The sequence below is a fragment of the Bacteroidota bacterium genome, assembly GCA_041658205.1.
In the GTDB taxonomy this organism is placed as follows: Bacteria; Bacteroidota; Ignavibacteria; order UBA10030; family UBA8401; genus UBA8401.
This window is the reverse complement of sequence record JBBAAO010000001.1, coordinates 2,850,144-2,870,918: the sequence shown is the minus strand read 5'-3', so window position 1 is coordinate 2,870,918 and position 20,775 is coordinate 2,850,144. Positions and strand designations below refer to the sequence as shown.

Sequence of the window (20,775 nt, the reverse complement as noted above, 5' to 3'; positions counted from 1 at the left end):
TATTCAATAAAATGAAGCAAGAAGCTTGCCGGTTTTTCTATTCAGGTAGTTTTCGTTTTATCGGGGATTCTCTCAATGTTTGATCAATATATCATTTGTCCTGATGATGTCAATGCGCAAAGATCACATATTAGTGTGCAAAAATTGCGCAGCATCTTGATAGGATTGAAGCTCAAACGAAAACAATATTTTAGGTCGCTCTTACAGAGCTTTTAACGTAATTATTTCTTTTAGTAAGCGGCTAAAATTTTAGTCAGGAAAGTACAATCTCTTTATGAATTTAGAATAGGAACAACATTAAAACCCCAACGTGACAGTCCGTTTTTTTCTTTTTGAGATTGTCGCTAATCGATGAGAACTTCGTGTACGGCAATTGGTGCATCTAGACCTTTTACCATAATTGGTTCTCTCGGTTGTGTTGGGACTTTTCCTTGAAGAGCGCGGTAGGTATTATCTGATATGAGAATTCCGGCAACTGGAGCATTTGACTCCAGCCGTTGTGCAAGATTCACATCGGAGCCGATAACGGTATATTCTTTGCGCCGTTCAGATCCGAGATCGCCGACGATCACTTTTCCAGTGTTGATACCGATGCGGATCTGAATCGGAAAGCGACCTTCTGCTTCCCATTTTTTCTTTATCTCTCTGCATTTCTTCTGCATTTCAATTGCTGCCTGCACGCATCGCAGTGCATGATCTTCCTGCTGTTCCGGTGCACCGTAAAAAACCATCAATCCATCCCCAATAAATTTGTCCACCGTTCCCTCATATTTAAAGACGATTGCAGTCATCGCTTCAAAATATTCACTTAACGAACTGCTGATCTCTTCCGGAGTCATCCGGGAGGAATGGTTGGTGAAACTTTTAATGTCGCTGAACATGATCGTAATCTCCTGACTTCTTGGCTTCGTCATTAAGCTGTCAGGATTTTCAAGCATCTGCTTTACAACGGCTGGAGGGAAGTACGATTCAAACCGTGCACGGAGCTGTTCTTTTTCCTTCTCCTCAGTGATGTATCGATATGTCAACACTGTGCTGGTAGAGACAATGATGGAAAGCGAAGGGAAAATCATGGAAACGATTGTGTTGCCGTAAATAAACAATAAACATCCTGCTGCAAGATATGCCGCCAGCAATACGATAGATGAGACAGTGTACACAACTGACGAAAACTGATATGAAAAAAAGATCATCAGTACGGCAAGGAACAGTACAATTGCAATAAACAATGTTGAGTCGATTTGGCGGAGAAAATTTCCGGTCAATATTGTATTGAGCGTGTTCGCATGAAGTCCGACCAATGGGAATGATTGTTCGAACGGTATCGGTCCGATATCGGAAATACCGGTAGAGACATCTCCGACAAATGCGAAAGCTCCTTGATATTGTTCTGCAAATGCGTCTACTTCGTCCTGATCCTGCGCCGCTTCCAACAATGTGACGAAACTAATATGCTTCATCCGTTCCCAGGGACCGATCCAATTAATCACCATGTTTCCCCGTTCATCTATCGGTATAACGATATCTTTTTTACTTCCATCCTTCAATGTCGCATCTCGCAGTGTGATGGAATTTCCTCCATCTATGATGATGTCGTTTGGTTCTACTTTGAGAAAATCGCACGCCATGCGGAAGACCATGCTGGGGTAGAACGAATTTTTATATCGTATCACCAAAGGAACGCGGCGGAATACTCCGTCCGGATCTGTGGCGACACTGATGTAACCGACCCCGCGGGAGATGTTGGAAAGAGAAGGCCAAGTAAGAAGCGTTGCTCCGGAATGAAAGAAATCATTCGTATCGACTGCCTGCAGAGTCCACGCCGTGGAATCGAGATATTTCGATTCTTCCGGTTCCATCTTTGCAGCGGTTCGCTGATTTTTTAATTCAAAAGCGACCGGGAAAAATCCGTTTCCATTTTGTTTTACAGCACCTAACAATAATGTATCGTCAACAGTATTCAACCGCTGTGCAAAGATGATATCATATAACAAAGCGGAGAATTCCATTCTTCTGGTAACATCAAACAGATCGGCATGGAGTCTTCGCGGAAAATAATAACTCAGTTTTTTAATGCTGGAGTTATCGATATCAATATGAATAATTGTGGAGTCATAAGGGGAAGGATGGATCTTCTCGCGAACCACGAACAATCGGTCAATGGTTTGACGGTCCCACGATTGAAACACGCCGGGGAAAAGGATAAACAGCAGCGTCGTAAAGACGAATGCCGATAGGACGAGAATGATGGCGGAACGGAGCCGCTTGAGTTTATTTGTGTTCAATCGTAATTGTCTTTGAGTAGAAATTATTGGCTGAGATTTCCGTCGCGAGCGTTGCCACGTCAAATTTATCAATATTCAAAGCTTCCGTTCTTGTGCCGCGAACATTTCCTGCTATGCTGATCGGACGTTCGGCTAATGTCTGATAGGAGCGATATTTCTTTTTAATATCCTTTATCTCGGTTACAACAGCAGAAGCAAGGTCCAATTGTTTTTCTGCCGATGCAGCGGCATATGAAGTTAATTGCTGTTCGAGATCGGTTAACCGTTCCTGTGAAGCCATAATATAGAAGGTTTCGGTCCCAACATTTTTATCTAATTTGAACCAGCTCCGTCCTTTGGGGAGGTAATAATTTTTTTCTAGTTCAAATTGCGCATCAAATGAGTACGGATATAACACAGAAAGTTCGTTCGCAGAACTCTTGTGAATAATATAGACATAACACTTCTTCTGTAAATTCACTACCATTTTGAACTCGTCCCCTGTCCGTAAAATGGTATCTCGGGTAACCATGGCGATCTTTCGTTCGGCAGCAACTCCGACCTTTGCAACAAATGACCATTTATAGTTGATGTTTTCATCGGAATCTCCAGCCTGCATGGCAGCGTTTACTGTTGTTTGTCCGGAGACCATGAGCAGCATAAGCATTGCTGCAAAAGAGAGTGTTTTCATGTTGGTACTTTCGAATAAATGAGTAACAAAAAAATGGTCTAAAAAAGAAACAATGTCATTTCTCATGCCGCTTCGCTGGTTCGAAATGACAACAGCTAGACAGTGAAATAATTTCTAATTCGGAATTAATGAAATCGTTAAGTCTTTATCGTATGTTCCTTGATTTCGCGTCGGGTGCTGATTACCATTTGTCTGACGCTTTACTTTTTCTTCCACAAAGTCCATCAATTCGCCTATCGTCACAGTATAATCATTGTTAAAGTCTGCTTCACCTTTCATTCCCTGCAGCAGAAAGTGTGTGAAGACACCATGTCCAAATTTTTCCAATTCTTGCGATACTTCACCCGCCTGACTTGCGGTGAAGACAATGATTCCCTCTTTTGTTTTGGAGAGGTCGGAAAGATACTGGTTGATCAAATTTCCTTCGGTTGCGCTCATTCCACGTGTTGCGATATCAGAACTGATTCCGCCGCTGTGACATGCGTCCGTAAAGACAACCACTCGCTTCGACGGAATATAACGAGTTAATGCGGTATTGATATCCCACATCGGAAATGCCGTTGTCTCCAGTGAGCGCGGATCGGTATCGTAGCATAGCAGATAATTATTGTTGGGATTGGCCGGTTCCGGTGCACCGTGGCCTGCAAAATAGATCACCACCAAATCCTTATCCACCGTCTGGCGCAGGAAGTTAAAGAGGGCTGTCTTTACGTTTTGCAGTGTCGCTTCTTTATTCAACAGAACTTTCACGCGATCTTCTTCAAATCCTCCTCCGGCAGAGGTCTTTATGAACTCTGCAAACGATTTTGCATCCCTGTCTGCATAAGCAAGATTTTTAATGGCGGGATTTCCGTATTCAGAAACACCAACAATCACCGCCCATCGCTGCGGCTGTCCCGAAGTATTCTTGATAGGTTTGTCCTGGGTAATTGAAGTGGGAGCGCCGAGTGTTCGTCGTGTGATGTTGATTGTCTTTCGGATTCGTTCTCCATTTCGTCCGTTCACTGCTAATTGAATTTGATTCAATCCAGCGGAGAGAGCAATTTTTTCTGTGCGTAGTGTGCCGTTCGGTTTCTTTGGAAAGTTTTCTTTCTTTGCAATTTCAATTGTATTGAGTTGCAGGGCATAGGAAGTAAAATCGAACCATATTTTAAATTGCAGATCGATCGATATTTGGTCGGTCTCTAAACTTTCTTTTGGATTCACCATCTCAACGGCTGCATCCTTCGGAAGTTTTGTGATCTTAAGTTCTTGAGTGGCTGTATTATTATCAATATCTGTCGCAGAAATGGAAACGGTGTTTACTCCAGTCATCGGTAATGTGACGGTACCATTAAATGTCACTGCTGAATATGCCTCAGCTATGGATCCGCGTTCTTCCAATGAAGCAGGCGTGGTAGATACAACGGCATCGTTTATTTTTACCTCTTTAATATTACTTTCATCTGAAACAAGTCCGCTCACCTCAATCTCACTACTGAACACTTTCGAAGGTTCATCTGCGGTTGTTTGCGGATTGTTTACGGTGATAACCGGAGCCGTTTTATCCGGCATTTTTTCCAGCATTGCAAATGTTCGTATTTCGCCGCTGCGAGAAACGGCTGCAAGTGATTTCTTCTGATGTGAAACGGATAACAAAATTGGGGAAAACGAAGTGTCTGTAACTGTTTGAAATACTTTTCCGATCACTATGTCCCAAAATGCAATGACGCTCGATGCTGCGATGACATACTTACTGTTTGGATGAAATACCATTGAAGATATTGTTCCAGTGCTGCTTTTCCATGTGGTCAAAGGACTTCCGGTTCGTCCGTTCCAGAGAGCGATGCTTGAATCGGAATGGGAAGTGACAAAATATTTTCCGTCCGGACTGAAGACGATGGAATATGCCGGAGATCTTTTCTCCGTATTTGTTCTGGCTACGCTGCGTGTGACCGCGTCAAAAATTGTTATCGCTCCATCAGTAGTTGAAACGATGATAATTTTCCCATCGGGCGAGAAGGAAAGTGCAACGATCTCTGCATTTACTGCGGGGAATTTTCCGGCAAGTTGACCCGTTGAGATATCCCACATCTTTAAGATTTTGTCATACCCGCCGCTGACTACTCTGCCTGATTGATCCACATCGATGGTGCGAAGACTCGAGCCTGTTGAGAAAGTTTTTGTGATGCTGGAACTGGGAATATCCCAAACAGTAATATTTCCATCCGGGGAACTGGCAAGCAAATTTCGTCCGTCGTCCGAAAATGCTATACTGAACGATCGTTGATTTCCTGTTTGAAATGAGGCTTTTTCATTCAGTGTTGCAGGGTCTAAAATCTTCACAGTCTTGTCGGCACCGGTCAGCGCTAAGAGATCGCCTGTTGTTGAAAGCTTGGCGGTGTGAAATGTTGTTTTAAGAGATTTGTTCTGAGCGATTGGTTGTAGATAGATGTTTTGTGCTCTTAGTTGAAGAGAAAACAATACCAGTACAGCCGATAATAATATGCGAGTCATAGGTTCCCCCATCCGTAATGCAACGTTCTAATGCAAGTTGTGGAAATCCCTTAATTTAGTCAAGGTAAAACTCAATTGATTATAGCGGAGCACTTTGTTATATTTCTTCAAATTTCATCAAGAAAGTAATAAAAATATTAATTGCCCGGCTTGAACTGTATCACAAGATGCATTCACGAAATCACACACTCATTTATATCTATTGATGCATATCGCTGATAATATGAAAAAATTCTTTATCGTCGTCCTTCTACTATTTTTTGTAACCGCAAATATTTTTCCCCAAAAAAAATCTCCTGAAGTAACAATAAAAATCTCTGAAAAATCCGGTTTTCTAGGAATGGGGAAAGCACGATTTGCGAAGATTGCATTATCTTCCCGAAATCAGGAGAAAGAACTGACGAGCGATAATGTGAATGCTGGTCCGCTCTATTTTTTTGTCTTAAAAGATTCCGGCGGTTGGAAGATTGACGAAGATTTTATCGCTGATGAACTCCCGAAGTTGACCATCAAACAGGACGGCGTAACGTTTGCATTAGATGTTGCCGGTTCCGTTATGAAAGTTGGTGAAAATTATCTCCTCCCAATTTCATGCAAAAAGAATCTCCTATTGCATCTACCGTTCAGCTTCAATTTCCCAAGGGACAAGAGTGTAGAAACCGTTACGATGCAGGTTTCCCAGGAATATTGGCCAGGTTACAAAAAATTTACACAATTGAAACAAGAGGGAGATAAGGCGCTTTCCGGAGGTAAATTTCAGGAGTCGCTCACACCGTATGAACAATTGTTAAGCGACCGATCCTTCAATATCTTTCCCGATTTCGACCAAGTATATCTGAAACGCTTTACCGCATTGCAAAAATTAATGGATGACCAGAGTCTAAAATTCCAGGAAGCCTTAGCCGCTTCAAACACCACTACGAAGCAAAAAATTGCGTCGACGGAAGAATATATAAAAAAGTTCACCGTCCTTTCCGAAAATGCAGCGCAGGAATCCTTCCTCAATCAGCAAACGAAAGACAGTTCTCAGTTACTGCTTGAAACTGCAAACAGAATGATCGAACGAACAACCGTTGTCCGGGATTCTCTCAACATAGCGTTCGATGATCAAACAATTCGTTGGATTGTTCTCGGTTCATCAGCAGGGAAGATCGATTTTAAATATAAATATGTTATCGAAACTCTAGCCTCTGCGTATTTGTCAGTGAACTTTGCCGATACAACCACAACATCATTGAACGTTGTTGTCTCCGAAGATCTCACTTCACGGCTGCAAAAATATTCGTTGATAAATTCGTATGAAGTATTTTTGCGAGTGGTTAATAAACGATGGACCGCCAAACAACCGATGTTTCCGGATGGATTTTTGCAAAATCTTGCAAAAGATACGGCACAATTTCCGTTGCCGTTCTATTCTATGTTAAAAGCGGTGGAAGAATATTACAAGAAAAATTTTGCATCGGCCAAAACAGAAATCTATTACGTGATGAAAAAAAGTTATGCCTATGAATTGACGGAACGAATCGATCAGCTTCGCATTCTGATCAATACGATTGAAAAAAATGTTCCCATAGAAGTGTTGAATAACATTAAAGCAGGATATCGTGCAGAAGAGAAGGGGGACAACGAAAAAGCGATTGAACACTATAAAGATGCGATTCTAATTGCTGAGGATTATGCTCCTGCTGCATTTGCACTGGGAAAACTGTATGATCGTAATGGCGATAGCTACACGGCAAATAACTTTTTCCAAAAAGCGGTGACGGTCGACTCACTCTATTATACTGCATATCGTTTTCTTTATATCAATTTCTTTAAGAATGCAAACTTCAAACCGATGATCGATCTATTGACCCAAGCAGTGACGTACGGGAACGATTTTTTTGACATCCATTATTATTTGGGAATTGCGTACAACGGTTCGGCACAATACGATCTGGCAATACAGCAGTATGAACGAGCATTGGAGTTAAATAACAAAAGTATCGATGCCAACATCCAGGCAGGCATCTCTTACCAAAACATGAAATCGTATACCAAAGCGAGAGAATATTTCAGGCGAGCAATCTCTATCGATCCTGAAAATCAAACCGCGACTGATAACTTGAAGCGTTTGGATGAACTTCAAAAGAAGATGTAATCTTTTCTTTCATACGAACTCAAAAATGAATTCATCGCAATCCTGAACGGATCGAAGGGTCTGAGGTGATCATAAGAAATAGGACACGGATGACACGAAAAGGAAGATTTTCACGGATAAATAATATCTACGATTAGATTTGCCGTCATCATTTTGTTTTGTGCTGCACTCCGCACAGCGAAGCTTCGTCCAGCACAGAGATAAAATTTTGCATGGGACTCAATTGTTACCTTGAGCGAAGCGAAGGGTCTGAGGAAATCTTTCTCAGATTCTTCGGCCATAAAGCAGGCTACTTCAGAAAGACACTGTAAGCGCTTTTTTTAATCTTACCTCAATACTTTTCACGCAACTTTATATACATCTGAAGGGATCCAAAAAAACCGGACAGATGTTCAGGTAACCAACTCCCGCTTTCCCCGTAAGAATCCACTGTTATTTACATCCGTAAAAATTTTGGTGCGATATTTATCACAACATTGCTGAACTAAACGTTCATCCAGTTGTAATGGCATATCATTCATATTATTTTTATAGCGTAATTTCCCTCATGACGAGAAAATAAAGAACAAGGAATAGATCAATGACACAACATCAACAAGAATTAGTTCGTACAAGTTTTGCAAAAGTTATACTGATTTCAGAAGAAACAACCGATTTATTTTACAGCCGTCTTTTTGAAATCGCTCCCTATATTCGTCCTCTTTTTAAAGATGATTTGAAGGAACAAGGGCAAAAATTCATGCAGACATTACATGTTGTTGTCAACAGCTTGGACAACATAGATACCATCTCACCGGCATTGCAAAAAATGGGACGTGACCATAAAGCATACGGTGTTGTGAACGGACATTATGATATCGTCGCAAGTGCGCTTCTCTGGACACTGGAACGAGTTTTAGGAAGAGATTTTACGGATGAAGTTCGCAATGCATGGGTTTCCATGTACACAACGATATCAAGCATTATGAAAAGGGCGGCGGATGAAGTTCAGCTTGCTGCATAATATTCCAAAGGCCATGAGGCAAAAATCGCTAACGTAGTATAAAAGGAAGAAAGTTTTGCTGTTTTACAACAAAGAATCACTACGAGAACAGAAGAACGAAATTGTTAAAATACCATCACTACACATCTCCCCAAAAACACAAATCTCTCCGGTAGTGTTGGAGAGTTTTGTGTTTTTTACCACACTCTGAAATCATTCTCCAAATTCTCTCTTCGCGAAGTGGGAGTTTGCGCTCCTTTGGTGAGTTCTTCTACACGCCGAAAGATATAATCGCGCAGCTCCGAAACATTGATCACCTGGTTTGAATCGCGGTCTGCTTTGAAATGTTCAATTCCTTCTCTTGTTGCAAATGTAAATGCCCCATTGTTCCATTCAGACGATTCTAATGAACTTTGAACTCCTGTTGAGGATGAAATGATGGTTGCACCGGTACCGCGGCGAAGTTCAGCGAACATTTGTTGCATAAATAGACGCAGATATTTACTATCAGAATTTAACGTGCCGCCCGTATTTTTCATCCCTTTTGTTTTCGATTTTGGTGACTTTTTTTTCGCGGTAAAACCTTTTGATTTTACGGTGATACCGGCAGTATTGGAAGCCGATGTAGTTTCTAGTATGCCGATTTCCTGTTCACCGGAATTACACGCATCAATAAGTATCATTTTATTTCGAGCTGGAATTCCGTCAAGTAAATTTTCAAAATCTTCATATCGGATGGCAGAGTGTGAAGGATTTTCAAAATCCACATCGGATGTTGAGAGATAATACTGTTTTGACTGTTCATCGTAGAGACCGTGACCGGAAAAAAACAACACAACCTGATCGTCGATACTTGTGGATTGCAATTCATCTTTTAACGACAATATCATCTCTTTCGTAGCGGAAGAATTTGTTACGATCGTTTTGTCGACATTTTGATAAATTGTACCCTTGCCCCGTTCGAACATTGCCGCAATATCTTCTGCGTCTTTTGCGGAATAGTCGAGCGTCCAATCCCTATCGGTGTCTACATCCTCATATTTGGAAATCCCAACCGACACAAGGTAAAGATTTGGGAGCACCGGTGTAGTATCGTTTGTGATGTCAAACGTTTCTTTCAAGCTTTCCGTGCCGATACTGTTGATTACAGAAACCTGAATCTTATTTTTTCCCCGTGCAAGCTGAACGGTAATGGGTTGTGTGTAATAGTGGAGATTATTTGCTCGTAACGAGATTCCCTTAATTCCGTATACGGGAACATCATTTACATAAACATTGATCCTATCTAGGGTATAAAGTGAATCGTGTGCGAAGAAAGGGAATGTGACAGCGTTATGCAATGTTTTAAACGGTATGTGTTTTTGTTTGGGAGAGACCTTGAATCCAAACTGTTCTTCCTGTTTGAATGTCGTAAATTCCAGTCCTTCGATAAATTCATCACGCTGAGCAACAACAAGATATTTTTGATTTGGTTTTACATATTCCAGTAATTTTTCTGAAGACAAAAAACAATGTTCGTTGATGCTGATGATATTGTCATCAACTTTCAATCCCATTCTATCTGCAAGTGAATTTTGTTGCACTTCGGTAATCGTAAATGTCGGTGCAAATCCTGCTTCTGGAAGGTGAAAATCGTCTTTCATTGAGGCAGCATCAAATCCCATTTTTTTCATACGAGTATCATGCAATCCGCGCATGGCAACAAGCATAGCATTTGAAGTATACCCAAGCCGTTCAAGGACAATATCCGGACGATTATATTTCAGATCGTATTGCTCAAATGGATAACCGTTCAATCCGACACGAAAGGCAACGCCATTTAGTGCACCTTTTGTTGCCATATAGTAATTATCCGGCGTTGAAACGATAAAATCTTTTTCTCCGACAAATACCATCGATACAGTAACGGATTTTGTCTGAGTATTGATGAATGATAATTTGGATCCTGATACGATCAACATCTTGCTGTCATTCCGAAACGATAATGTTCCTTGAATCCCAACAAATAGCGCTGTTTGGGCCATTGTTGGATACTCAAACAGTGTTGTTGTGTTGGCAAATGAAGAGATCGCCAATATTTTTCCGTTCGGAGAAAATCGAAATATGTATGGTTGTTCTTTTCCATACAAAATTGATTTGGCGACTTGTCCGGATGAGATATCGATGAGTTGAAGATAATAATTCGTCGACATTTCGTTCATGAGAAATTCGCTTTTTACAGAAAGTAGATATTTTCCATCGGGTGTTGTGGTGACGCCGGATGACGGTATGGTTGATTTCAGTGTTCCATTCGCAAGGGAATAAAGCTCGTTTTTTGAACGCGTCACAATTATTGAGGAATGATCCGCCATTGGAAGAGCGGATGTGTTTTTTGAAAAACCACTTTCCGTCATTCCCGGAATGGTGTACAATTCTTTCATCGTAACCGCGTCAAATACCTTTACTGCATTTTCTTCTTTGCTATACTCAATGGAATTTTTTTTATTTGAAAAATCCCCGAAACTGGCAAACTTCAAACCCCCAGTCGTAGTGGTGACGATCTTTTTCCCATCTGGTGTAAAAAACATTTTGTCGTATGCATACGAAGGCACCGGCAACCGCCCAACTTCTTTTCCAAAGGGAAAATTATAAAACCGTATTGTTACACTATCATCATTGTCATTAAGCAGTCGTCCTCCACGGACAGCAAAGGTTGAACCGCCCGGGTGAAACGCAATATCCGATACCAAAAATCCGAAAGAATTTAGCGGAGTGATGGAAATACCATTTTTTAAATCTATTCGTCGAATCAATCCGTCATTGCCACCGGCAATAATTGATTCACCGGATGGGGCGAATTGTGCAGCCGTCTGCACAGAGCTCCCCTTCAATGTTCGCACTAATGCGCCGTTTCGGCAATCATAGATTTTTATGACAGTTCCTGATTCTACGGCGAGTTGTGTGTTATCGGGAGTAAAAGCGAGCGTCTTCACTGCCAATCCGTAATACTTTCCACGAAGCTCAGACTTACGGTCGAGAACAATTGTCTGTAGAATTTTTTTTGAACCAAGAGAGCTTATGGAGACTGTATCTCCGCTTGATGTCGCAAGGTATTCGCCGTTGCTGCTTAAATCCATGGCGCCGATTTCTTTCGACAATAATCGCTGCTCATACAGCAATGTTCCATCAGAAGTTTGAAACACCTTGATGATACGCTCACTTACTTGATCCAAATTGTTAGAATCAAATTCAGGATTCTGCTGATCATATATTGCAATGATCGTACCATCATTACTTGCAAAGATACCATCAACACTCAGTTGGAATGGCGTTGTTACTGTTTTGAGCGTCGCGTTATCCTTCGATTTAAAGAGATAGGATTTGTTTGCATACGATGAAGATGCAGACAGATGTGCCTGCAATTGTGAAATATATATTCCCTCGGGAGATTCACCGCGTTCATGCCAATCTGCTGTGGAATATGCTTTACGTAGTGCAAAAAAAAGTGATCCATCACTCGAAAAAGCCATCGGAGAACTTTCATTGTTCATTTCGGCTAATTTTTTCCCGGCAATATTGTCCCAAATAGTGACTTTGTGTGGATTCGTCAATTCTAGGGCAGCAGTATACCTTCCGTCGCGGCTGAGTGCTATATCGGCAATAATATCTTTCATGCCAGTATAATGCTGAATCATTTTTCCTGTTCGTATATCCCAAATTCGAAGATCCTTACTGTTTCCGCCCGCATTTGCCAAAATATTTCCATTGGAGCTGATTGCTATTTTTCGAATATCAGAATACATCTCCGTTTGAACAACTAGCTCACCTTTGTTTTGCGCTATCGCGCTACAGGTAACTAATATTGCGAAGAGGATCGATTGACGAATCATTCTACTCAGCATAAAAATTCCTTATCCTTAAATAAAGATTTACCAATCGACTCCTGCATTGCGCAATGCATTTTGAGCCGTTTCGTTCCCGCGCCGTGCGGCAATTTTAAGCCAGACCAACGCATCGGTTTGATTTCCAAGTTGCTGATAGGCATACGCAACAGCTTGAGGAGCTTTATTATCGTTTTGATTTGCATTCGAGAGGCCTTTATAGACTTCAAGATATCCGTACCAATTCCCGTCGCTTTGATATTTATCCGCAAGGACAAAAACAAATTCTTCTTCGCCCGGATTCATCTTAACACCCAGTTCCGCGTATTTCACCGCTTTGGTCATGTTTGATCCTTTTTCCCCGCCATAATACCACGCCAAATATTTCAGTGAGGAAAATTTCAGTGATTCGTCATTTGGTGCCAAATCGATAACATGTTCAAATGCATCAGCAGCATCAGCGTATAATTTTAATTTGCTATTGGCATAACCAAGATCATAGTATGCATTGACATATTGTGGATTAATTCTGATGGCATTGTTATACGCAACAATTGCACTGTCATATTGCATAGTCTTAATAAAATATCCGCCGAGATTTTTATACGCGATTGCAACATTGCCAGACTCTGAAGTGCCAAGCTCGATTCCTTTTCTTGCCATCTCAATTGCTTGAACAGTATTTCCGCCTTCTTCGAGTAGTACTGCCAGATCACCATACGCGCGAAAATGTGTCGGTGTATACCGAATGGTCATTTCAAATAAAACCTTTGCGCTGTCTAGTTTTATTCTCCGTTGTTTAAATGCATTTCCAAGTTCGTACAACGCCATAGCATTGGCGTTATCTTTCGAAAGAATTTTTCCGGCGTACACCTCGACCGTATCATATTGTTCATTATTGCCTGCTGATATCATTACTTCTTCCCACTGTTTTATTTCTGCTAATTGTTTCGAGCTTTTTCCAGTGGATTTTTTTATTGAAGGAACAGTAGGTTTTGCTTTTGGTGAAGATCGTTTCAATTGTGGTGTTTGAGCATTGAGTACGAATGCGGAAAATGCTATTACCAGAAACAATAGAATTATTTTTTTCATAACGGTTACTCCTTGTAATGTGTGAGTGTAGTACGGTGCAGTACTTCCAATGAATTTTCTATTGGGGAGGGAATAACATTGAGAGAGCGATTGAACGTCGTAAAATATTAAAGTGAAGTACATTTAGCAATAGTGTTTCTCTTCTCTTTTATATTTTCATCGAATACTTGGTGTAGCACAAAGAGCGTCGTCGTTGATTCGTCTGAGGTGGTTACGGATGATCGAAATGATCTTTGCTGCTTTGATTTCTCCTGAATACATGATCCAGGAATAATTCAGACAAAACGCTCTTATTAAAATTGAAAAAACAGTTCCCTTAGCACTCATATTTGTCTAAGAATTCATCACTTCGAAGAGTTTTTGAATTTCATGTTTATCAATAGAAAACAGTTGAATTTCTCTTTATAGGAATCCTCTTTTCTGCTTCCTGTTTATGCAAATAGGAAACAAGGAAAACATAAATTTTTACCGTAAAAACGATAAAATTCCCGTGGCACTATAATTGAGTGTTACCTGTACAATTAAATTATTATAGGGAGTTTGTATGATTTCCGGTACAGTCACTATTGCCACAGAAATTTGTAAAGGATGCGAACTTTGTATCGCATCCTGCCCCCAGGAAAGTCTTGGGTTATCGTCATCCATCAATCACAAAGGTTACCGTTTTGCCCAGTTAATACAAAATAACTGCACAGGATGCACAAACTGTGCGTTAGTATGCCCTGATTCGGCGATTACGGTCTACCGAGAATCAAAATCAACCAAACGTGCTTCTCACTCTCTTGTTGCCGCTCAGGCAGCGTAAAAGAAAGGAAGAAGCAATGGTCAACATACAGCATGATGAATCCCCAAAGTTAATGAAGGGGAATGAAGCTCTTGCCGAGGCATCGTTTCGTGCAGGACTTCAAGCATATTTTGGTTATCCCATCACTCCGCAATCCGAGATCCTAGAATACCTGGCAGAAAAAGCTCCGCAGCATAACGATGTAGTTGTCCTTCAAGCCGAAAGCGAAGTCGCTTCCATCAATATGGTTTACGGAGCGGCAGGTGCAGGTGCACGAGTGATGACCACATCCTCCAGTCCCGGAATTAGTTTAATGCAGGAAGGAATTTCGTATATCGCTGCATCTGAATTGCCGTGCCTTATCGTCAATGTACAGCGTGGCGGTCCTGGCCTTGGAACGATTCAGCCGTCGCAAGGTGATTATTTTCAAGCAGTGAAAGGAGGAGGGCACGGTGATTATCATTTGATCGTTCTTGCTCCTTCGTCGGTGCAAGAGATGGCAGATTTTGTTTTTGACGGATTTCGTCTTGCCGAAGAGTACAGAATGCCTGCGATGATTCTTGCCGATGGTGCCCTGGGACAGATGATGGAAAAAGTGTATTTACCGAAGAGCGGTACACTTCCCAAAAAGGAAACGCCATGGGCCACGGTTGGTAAGCCAGCATCACGTGAGCGAAATTATATTACCTCGCTTCACATTGAGCCCGATAAAATGGAATTGATTAATCTCCATTTGCAGGACAAGTACAGAAAATTAAAGCAAGAAGTCCGTTGTGAATTGATCAATACGAACGATGCCGATATTATTCTAGTTGCGTTCGGATTAACAGCACGTGTCTGCAACAAAGTGATGGATATTGCCAGAGCAAAAGGAATCAACGTTGGCATAATTCGTCCGATTACATTGTATCCGTTCCCGACTGAGATCATTGCATCATTTGCTGATCCGATGAGGATGTTCCTTACGGTGGAGATGAATGCCGGACAAATGGTGGAAGATGTTCGTCTTGCCGTGAATGGAAAATGTCCTGTCTATTTCAAAGGACGTATGGGAGGAATGATACCCACACCGGAAGAGATCATGCTGGAAGTGGAAGCAATTTCCGAAAAGCAACAGAACATGAATCAATCGGCGGGGTATTTATGAGCATGATAGTGAACGATCAAATGGAAGTTGTCTATCATAAACCCATAACACTTACCGACACACCGATGCATTACTGCCCTGGCTGTGGTCATGGTGTAGTTCATAAAATTCTGATGGAAGTGATCGACGAGATGGGAATTGCAGAACAGACTGTCGGTGTTGCACCGGTTGGTTGTTCCGTCTTTGCATACCATTATATGAACGTGGATATGCAGGAAGCGGCACACGGTCGGGCAAGCGCAGTAGCAACCGGAGTGAGGAGAGTTCTTCCTGATAAATATGTTTTTTCATATCAAGGAGACGGAGATCTAGCCGCAATCGGCACAGGTGAAACAATTCACACAATAAATCGCGGTGAAAATATTCTGATGGTGTTCATTAATAACGGCATCTATGGAATGACCGGCGGTCAAATGGCGCCGACATCGTTGTGCGGAATGATTACTTCAACATCCCCTTACGGAAGAGATGAACACAAAATGGGCTATCCGCTGAAGATGACGGAATTAATTGCTCAGCTTCCAGGAGCATATTATGTTGCACGGCATTCCGTCCACACACCTACCGCGGTACGGAAATTGAAAAAAGCATTCAAAGCGTCATTTGAGTTTCAGAAACAAAAAAAAGGAACATGTTTCATCGAGGTGGTTTCCAACTGTCCTTCGGGATGGAAAATGACACCGCTTGAATCCAATGAATGGATGGAAAAGAACATGTTTCCGTATTATCCACCGGGAGACATTAAAGTCCCCGCATCACTGAAATGATAAAAGAGGACATTATGGAACAGAACCAAGAAATTATCATTGCAGGATTCGGAGGACAAGGTGTTCTGTCTATGGGACAGATTATCTCTTACTCTGCAATGAAAGAGGGAAAAGAAGTCAGCTGGATGCCTGCGTACGGACCTGAAATGCGAGGCGGTACGGCAAATTGCATCGTTATTGTTTCGCCGAAGAAAGTCAGCTCACCAATTGTTACGACATTCGATTCGGCAATAATTCTTAATCAACCCTCACTTGAAAAATTTGACGCAAAAGTAAAACCGGGTGGTTTGTTGTTATGTGAAGAATCCACCATTATCACACCCAGCAATCGTAAAGATATTGATGTGTTAATGATTCCAGCAATCGCTGAAGCAGTAAAGATGGGAAAGAAACAAGTGGCGAACATGATCCTGCTTGGCGCATTCCTTGAACGCCGTCCTATTGTCAGCATTGCAAATGTTATCCAAGCACTAAAAGAAGTTCTGCCGGAACGACATCATCATTTGATACCGTTGAATGAAGAAGCATTGTATGCCGGTCAGCAATTTGCATCGTCGAATGTTCAATCCACTTTGAAAGAGGAGGTCATATGAAATTCAATGATTTTTTCTGCGAACATAACTGCCGCAATACTTGCACAGCGTTAACAAAAGCATTGCAAATGGAATCAGAGATCGTTCGATTGTGCGAGGAGACATTACGACAATGCGACGATGATAATATTAAAGATTTTATGACCGATCTGGCGGAAAACAGCAGTGAGCGCGTGATGACCATTATGCAGAAATTGAATGAAATCCGTGCGCGGGTACATATTTTGGAAGGAATATCTTCCAGTTTTGAGCCACATACCCCTCCATCTAAAAAAATACATTGAATACATTGAGAAGAGTGGAAATTGGTGAGTACAAGACCGGCACAAGCCGGTCTTTTTTTTATCCTGATATCTTCAACACAAATCCCCGAAATCTCCAAGATTTCGGGGATTTGTGTTATTAAAAGTCTCACATTTTTGTGAGACTTTTGTTATCATTATGGGAGAACATATTTACGTATGGGTGTGTTGTAGAGTGTGAAAGGAAAAACAGAATGAATCGTCAAACCATAATATCGTTGATCATACTTGTCGGCATTTTCATCGTAGTTTTTGTTGCCGCCTATGCGGAGAAACCTATAGCAAGTATGATCCAAAAAAGAAAATATCCACCCACACAAAAGGATGCAGCCATGAAACCGATTACAGAATATTTGAAAGATGTTTATAAGAAGGGAATGCCAAAAGTAGTAAAGACCGAAGCGGAGTGGAAGAAATTACTCCCGCAGGAAACATATGCTGTTGCTCGTGAAGCAGGGACGGAACGGGCATTCTGCGGTGCATTTTATGATCACAAGAAAGAAGGAATTTACCTGTGTGTTTGCTGCGACCTACCTCTCTTTGCATCGAATGCAAAGTTCGATTCGGGTACCGGGTGGCCAAGCTTCTTCCAGCCAGTAATGAAAGATCACGTAGATGAAAAAACAGATCTGAGTTATGGCATGCATCGTGTCGAGATTAATTGCGCTCGATGCGACGCCCATTTGGGACATGTTTTTGAAGATGGGCCCCGTCCGACCGGGCTCCGATATTGTTTAAACTCCGAGTCTCTCAAGTTTATACCGGGAGAGATCCCTGAGAAATTTTAACATTCCGAGACTAATTTAAAAATGCCACAAGCACCAAAGCACACAAAAAGAGAATTAAACCACCACTCAAAAATTAATATTATTTTGTGTCTTAGTGTTTTTTGTCACAGCTGTCCAAAATAAATCGTAAACGAATACAAAATCGGCCATAGTATCTCAAATTGGGTAAAAATATTTTGATAACAATTAGTAAGACTCTTCGTTGTATTTTGGAGATCGTATTAAAGTGTGTGGGTGCGAAATTTCGGAGGACTGAGCGAATGGGAAGGCGATGAATGACGGGACTTTTGATGGCGCGATTCGCGCCATCAACGGGCAAGAGCGAACGGGATTCATCGCGCGCGTTAAATTTCGCAAGGAGTTCTTTTGCTTCTTTTCTTGCTCCGTCAAGAAAAGAAGAGAGTGAAGATTCTTGTTGTTTTTATCTATGTATTTTGGACAAGTGTGGCTTTTTGTAGCGAATACTATAATTGTAAAAATCCGATTTTACAAATCTTTGATGTGTGTCGTGCCGTTAAAACGAAAACGCCTCGCGTTGATGAAAAATTGGAAACTTTTTTATCCGTTGAGTGTAGAACGCTTCCTGCGCAAATGGGAAACGTAACGGTTCAGCGTTGCCGTCGTAGTATGTGCCGCTGAGACTAGAAAACTTTCCAATAAACGATACCCATGTTATGGGAAAAACCTTCTGAACATTCGCTTCCAAATTATATTTCACATCGATATGTTTCATGTCGTTTGATTGAAACACAAAAGGCATTGCCGATGTAATTCCGGAATCGGCGATAACATCGTACGTATATGATTTTTTATTGTTTGGCTGCAGTGTCATTGAATAACCGTATGCATACTGTTTGCTGACAGTTGAAAAATATTTTGTTTTATTGCTGTAGGCATTCGTTGATCCCCCACCGAGACCGACAATTGCATAACCGGTCGGTTGATGCACTATTGCTTCAAGATAACTATACGTGCCGCCAAGAGTTGAAAGACTCAACTGTTCACCTTTTTCGTTAACTGGTTTAAATGAGACCGGATATTTTGCATCCGAGCTAGCAATATCATTGATCGATTTGCCATTCACATTAATCCCTTCCGTTATGACATAATGTGAACCATAAAATAATGTCACTACATCATAGATACCGTCCTTCAAGATTATCGAGACAGAGTTTATTTTTGGCGATATCGTTTTCGAAAAATTACTCCTATTGTGAATCATTACCAGCCACGGTGTTTCGTTAAAACGGAGCTGCAGAATTGGTCCCTTAAAAAAAACATAGGGAATGGAGAGGGAATCGCTCGTTCCAAGTGCAATTAGTTTGCCGGAATATCCATTTTCGAAGGCGCTATTATTGCTCAGAAAAAGATTATTTGTCTCAAGCTCAACATCGATAATGGCGGAACCATTCGGCGGTATATCAATCAGTTGTGGAGTACATCGAATCTGCAGTGCAGGATTTGCTGAGGGGGAACTCATTTGATATCTTTTCGATTGAGTACTTTTATTGAAAATGGTGACTGTTTTTTTCTGTTTCCAAGACGATTCAGAAGGAGGATTGAATCCAAAGCTTAATTGGGAGGGACTTGAAAATACGGTGCTGAGCAGGACATTTTCATTGATCTTCCCGTGTCCTTGCGAAAAAACAGAACTTCCGAGATCAACAGTATTCGAAATAAGTGCATCTTTAATTTGTATTGCATTCCAATCCGGATGCAATTCCCGCATTGCGGCTGCCAACGCTGTTACAAACGGCGTCGCCATGGATGTTCCGCTCATCTGTACATACCCGCCCCCTTTTTTTGCAGAGAGAATATTTACTCCGGGTGCAACCATCTCCGGTTTGATGCGGTAGTTTTCAGTCTCAGGACCTTTTGAACTGAATGATGCAATGCTATTTACATCGGTAGCTCCCACGGTCAGCGCAAACTCCGCCACACCGGGTGAATTGATGCTGGAAAATTCTCCGGTATTTCCTGCAGCTACCACAACAACAATTCCGGACTGGACAGCACGATTGACGGCGGTGGACAACGGATCGTCCGATGAACCGGAAGAAGTGCCGAGACTTAAATTAAGTACTTGTATGCTGTCTTTAATTGCCTGTTCAATGGCAGCAAGCACGGATGATGTTGTGCCGTTACCGCTTTGGTCGAGCGCTTTGTATGCAAACAAACGTGCATCTTTTGCAACGCCGTTGATGGTAGCAGAATTTCCGCCGATGATTCCGGCAACATGTGTGCCGTGGCCATTATCGTCTAACGGATCAGTATCATTATTCACAAAGTCGTAACCGCCGGCAACAATATGTCCTGCACCGAATCCTTTTCCGAACGCTTCATGTTCATAATCAATTCCGGTGTCAATAATTCCGATCCGGATTCCTTTTCCGGTAGCGACGGATGTAGAACTTTGCGGAATAATTGGTGTGGCAGATTGTACCGCGAGCGGTAATGATTTCACAACTAAATCCGGATAGACAGATTTTACTTCGGGCATGGCTGAAATAATGTTGATGTTTTCTCGTTTTGTGGTGACAGCAAATCCGTTGATAATCGTTTCAAACTCTCGTTCAATGGTTGTTGCATTATCGGCAATAAGAATCTGTTTTGAGTTGCTGGCGGATACTTTCGAAAAGAGTCTACCACTCAGTTTTTGTTCAATGCGGGAGGGGGCTTTCAGTTCAATTATTATTCGGACCATTTCATTTTGCGATTCTGATACAACAATCTTATTGTCCACGGTGGAGATAGCGATCTCAGACGTTGCCGTTCCAATGTTCTTCGTTTCTCCATTCGCCTTCACCACTAATTGCTGTGCAAAAACAAAAGAACAGAATATGATACTATAGTAGAAGATGTTTTTCAT

The 20,775-nt window shown here is 41.6% G+C and carries 14 protein-coding genes; 8 read left to right on the top strand and 6 right to left on the bottom strand.

Translation table 11 applies throughout. The features are described 5' to 3' along the window. Positions 1-344: 344 nt before the first annotated feature. The 3 genes from WDA22_11740 to WDA22_11730 all read right to left on the bottom strand — a co-directional run bounded on the left by WDA22_11740 (position 345) and on the right by WDA22_11730 (position 5,451). A complete protein-coding gene (locus WDA22_11740) occupies positions 345-2,285 on the bottom strand; it encodes an adenylate/guanylate cyclase domain-containing protein (GenBank protein MFA5834135.1) in 1,941 nt (646 codons plus the stop codon). Further along, on the bottom strand, positions 2,272-2,955 hold the full coding sequence (locus WDA22_11735; protein MFA5834134.1) for a DUF4384 domain-containing protein: 684 nt from the start codon (positions 2,953-2,955) through the stop codon (positions 2,272-2,274). Before WDA22_11735 ends, WDA22_11740 begins: the two co-directional genes overlap by 14 nt. 114 nt (positions 2,956-3,069) lie before the next feature. After that, complete coding sequence (locus WDA22_11730; GenBank protein ID MFA5834133.1) at positions 3,070-5,451, bottom strand: caspase family protein; 2,382 nt, start codon at positions 5,449-5,451, stop codon at positions 3,070-3,072. A 223-nt stretch (positions 5,452-5,674) separates the two neighbouring features. Between WDA22_11730 and WDA22_11725 the strand changes: the two genes are divergently transcribed. Then, positions 5,675-7,591, top strand: a complete 1,917-nt coding sequence (locus tag WDA22_11725) for a tetratricopeptide repeat protein (protein ID MFA5834132.1) — start codon at positions 5,675-5,677, stop codon at positions 7,589-7,591. A gap of 580 nt (positions 7,592-8,171) precedes the next feature. After that, positions 8,172-8,594 carry a globin family protein gene (locus tag WDA22_11720; protein MFA5834131.1) on the top strand — a complete coding sequence of 141 codons (423 nt, stop codon included), beginning with the start codon at positions 8,172-8,174 and terminating at the stop codon, positions 8,592-8,594. Positions 8,595-8,770: 176 nt separating this feature from the next. Here the strand turns inward: WDA22_11720 and WDA22_11715 are convergent, their stop codons facing one another. Together WDA22_11715 and WDA22_11710 are read right to left on the bottom strand one after the other, a co-directional pair. Next, positions 8,771-12,454, bottom strand: coding sequence for a caspase family protein (locus WDA22_11715; GenBank protein ID MFA5834130.1), 3,684 nt, complete (start codon positions 12,452-12,454; stop codon positions 8,771-8,773). A 27-nt stretch (positions 12,455-12,481) separates the two neighbouring features. Beyond that, positions 12,482-13,525, bottom strand: a complete 1,044-nt coding sequence (locus tag WDA22_11710; protein MFA5834129.1) for a tetratricopeptide repeat protein — start codon at positions 13,523-13,525, stop codon at positions 12,482-12,484. 544 nt (positions 13,526-14,069) lie between these two features. Between WDA22_11710 and WDA22_11705 the strand changes: the two genes are divergently transcribed. The 6 genes from WDA22_11705 (at position 14,070) to msrB (ending at position 17,906) form a co-directional block, all read left to right on the top strand. Further along, complete coding sequence (locus WDA22_11705; protein ID MFA5834128.1) at positions 14,070-14,330, top strand: ferredoxin family protein; 261 nt, start codon at positions 14,070-14,072, stop codon at positions 14,328-14,330. A 16-nt stretch (positions 14,331-14,346) separates the two neighbouring features. Beyond that, positions 14,347-15,456 (top strand): 3-methyl-2-oxobutanoate dehydrogenase subunit VorB, encoded by a 1,110-nt coding sequence (locus tag WDA22_11700; GenBank protein ID MFA5834127.1) that lies wholly within the window; start codon positions 14,347-14,349, stop codon positions 15,454-15,456. Continuing rightward, entirely contained in the window at positions 15,453-16,223 is a 771-nt protein-coding gene (locus tag WDA22_11695; protein MFA5834126.1) for a thiamine pyrophosphate-dependent enzyme, read from the top strand. The genes WDA22_11700 and WDA22_11695 overlap by 4 nt, the downstream gene beginning before the upstream one ends. A gap of 14 nt (positions 16,224-16,237) precedes the next feature. Continuing rightward, entirely contained in the window at positions 16,238-16,816 is a 579-nt protein-coding gene (locus tag WDA22_11690; protein ID MFA5834125.1) for a 2-oxoacid:acceptor oxidoreductase family protein, read from the top strand. Further along, complete coding sequence (locus WDA22_11685) at positions 16,813-17,100, top strand: hypothetical protein (protein ID MFA5834124.1); 288 nt, start codon at positions 16,813-16,815, stop codon at positions 17,098-17,100. The genes WDA22_11690 and WDA22_11685 overlap by 4 nt, the downstream gene beginning before the upstream one ends. A gap of 212 nt (positions 17,101-17,312) precedes the next feature. Further along, entirely contained in the window at positions 17,313-17,906 is a 594-nt protein-coding gene (gene msrB / locus WDA22_11680) for a peptide-methionine (R)-S-oxide reductase MsrB (protein ID MFA5834123.1), read from the top strand. A 514-nt stretch (positions 17,907-18,420) separates the two neighbouring features. Here the strand turns inward: msrB and WDA22_11675 are convergent. Further along, positions 18,421-20,775 (bottom strand): S8 family serine peptidase, encoded by a 2,355-nt coding sequence (locus WDA22_11675; GenBank protein ID MFA5834122.1) that lies wholly within the window; start codon positions 20,773-20,775, stop codon positions 18,421-18,423.

Excerpts from the sequence above, each read along its gene's own strand:
- WDA22_11720 (MFA5834131.1), top strand. The coding sequence starts at position 8,172 with ATGACACAACATCAACAAGAATTAGTTCGTACAAGTTTTGCAAAAGTT.
- WDA22_11735 (MFA5834134.1), bottom strand. The coding sequence starts at position 2,955 with ATGAAAACACTCTCTTTTGCAGCAATGCTTATGCTGCTCATGGTCTCC.
- WDA22_11715 (MFA5834130.1), bottom strand. The coding sequence starts at position 12,454 with ATGCTGAGTAGAATGATTCGTCAATCGATCCTCTTCGCAATATTAGTT.
- msrB (MFA5834123.1), top strand. The coding sequence starts at position 17,313 with ATGAATCGTCAAACCATAATATCGTTGATCATACTTGTCGGCATTTTC.
- WDA22_11730 (MFA5834133.1), bottom strand. The coding sequence starts at position 5,451 with ATGACTCGCATATTATTATCGGCTGTACTGGTATTGTTTTCTCTTCAA.
- WDA22_11725 (MFA5834132.1), top strand. The coding sequence starts at position 5,675 with ATGAAAAAATTCTTTATCGTCGTCCTTCTACTATTTTTTGTAACCGCA.
- WDA22_11685 (MFA5834124.1), top strand. The coding sequence starts at position 16,813 with ATGAAATTCAATGATTTTTTCTGCGAACATAACTGCCGCAATACTTGC.
- WDA22_11690 (MFA5834125.1), top strand. The coding sequence starts at position 16,238 with ATGGAACAGAACCAAGAAATTATCATTGCAGGATTCGGAGGACAAGGT.
- WDA22_11675 (MFA5834122.1), bottom strand. The coding sequence starts at position 20,775 with ATGAAAAACATCTTCTACTATAGTATCATATTCTGTTCTTTTGTTTTT.
- WDA22_11700 (MFA5834127.1), top strand. The coding sequence starts at position 14,347 with ATGGTCAACATACAGCATGATGAATCCCCAAAGTTAATGAAGGGGAAT.
- WDA22_11705 (MFA5834128.1), top strand. The coding sequence starts at position 14,070 with ATGATTTCCGGTACAGTCACTATTGCCACAGAAATTTGTAAAGGATGC.
- WDA22_11710 (MFA5834129.1), bottom strand. The coding sequence starts at position 13,525 with ATGAAAAAAATAATTCTATTGTTTCTGGTAATAGCATTTTCCGCATTC.
- WDA22_11695 (MFA5834126.1), top strand. The coding sequence starts at position 15,453 with ATGAGCATGATAGTGAACGATCAAATGGAAGTTGTCTATCATAAACCC.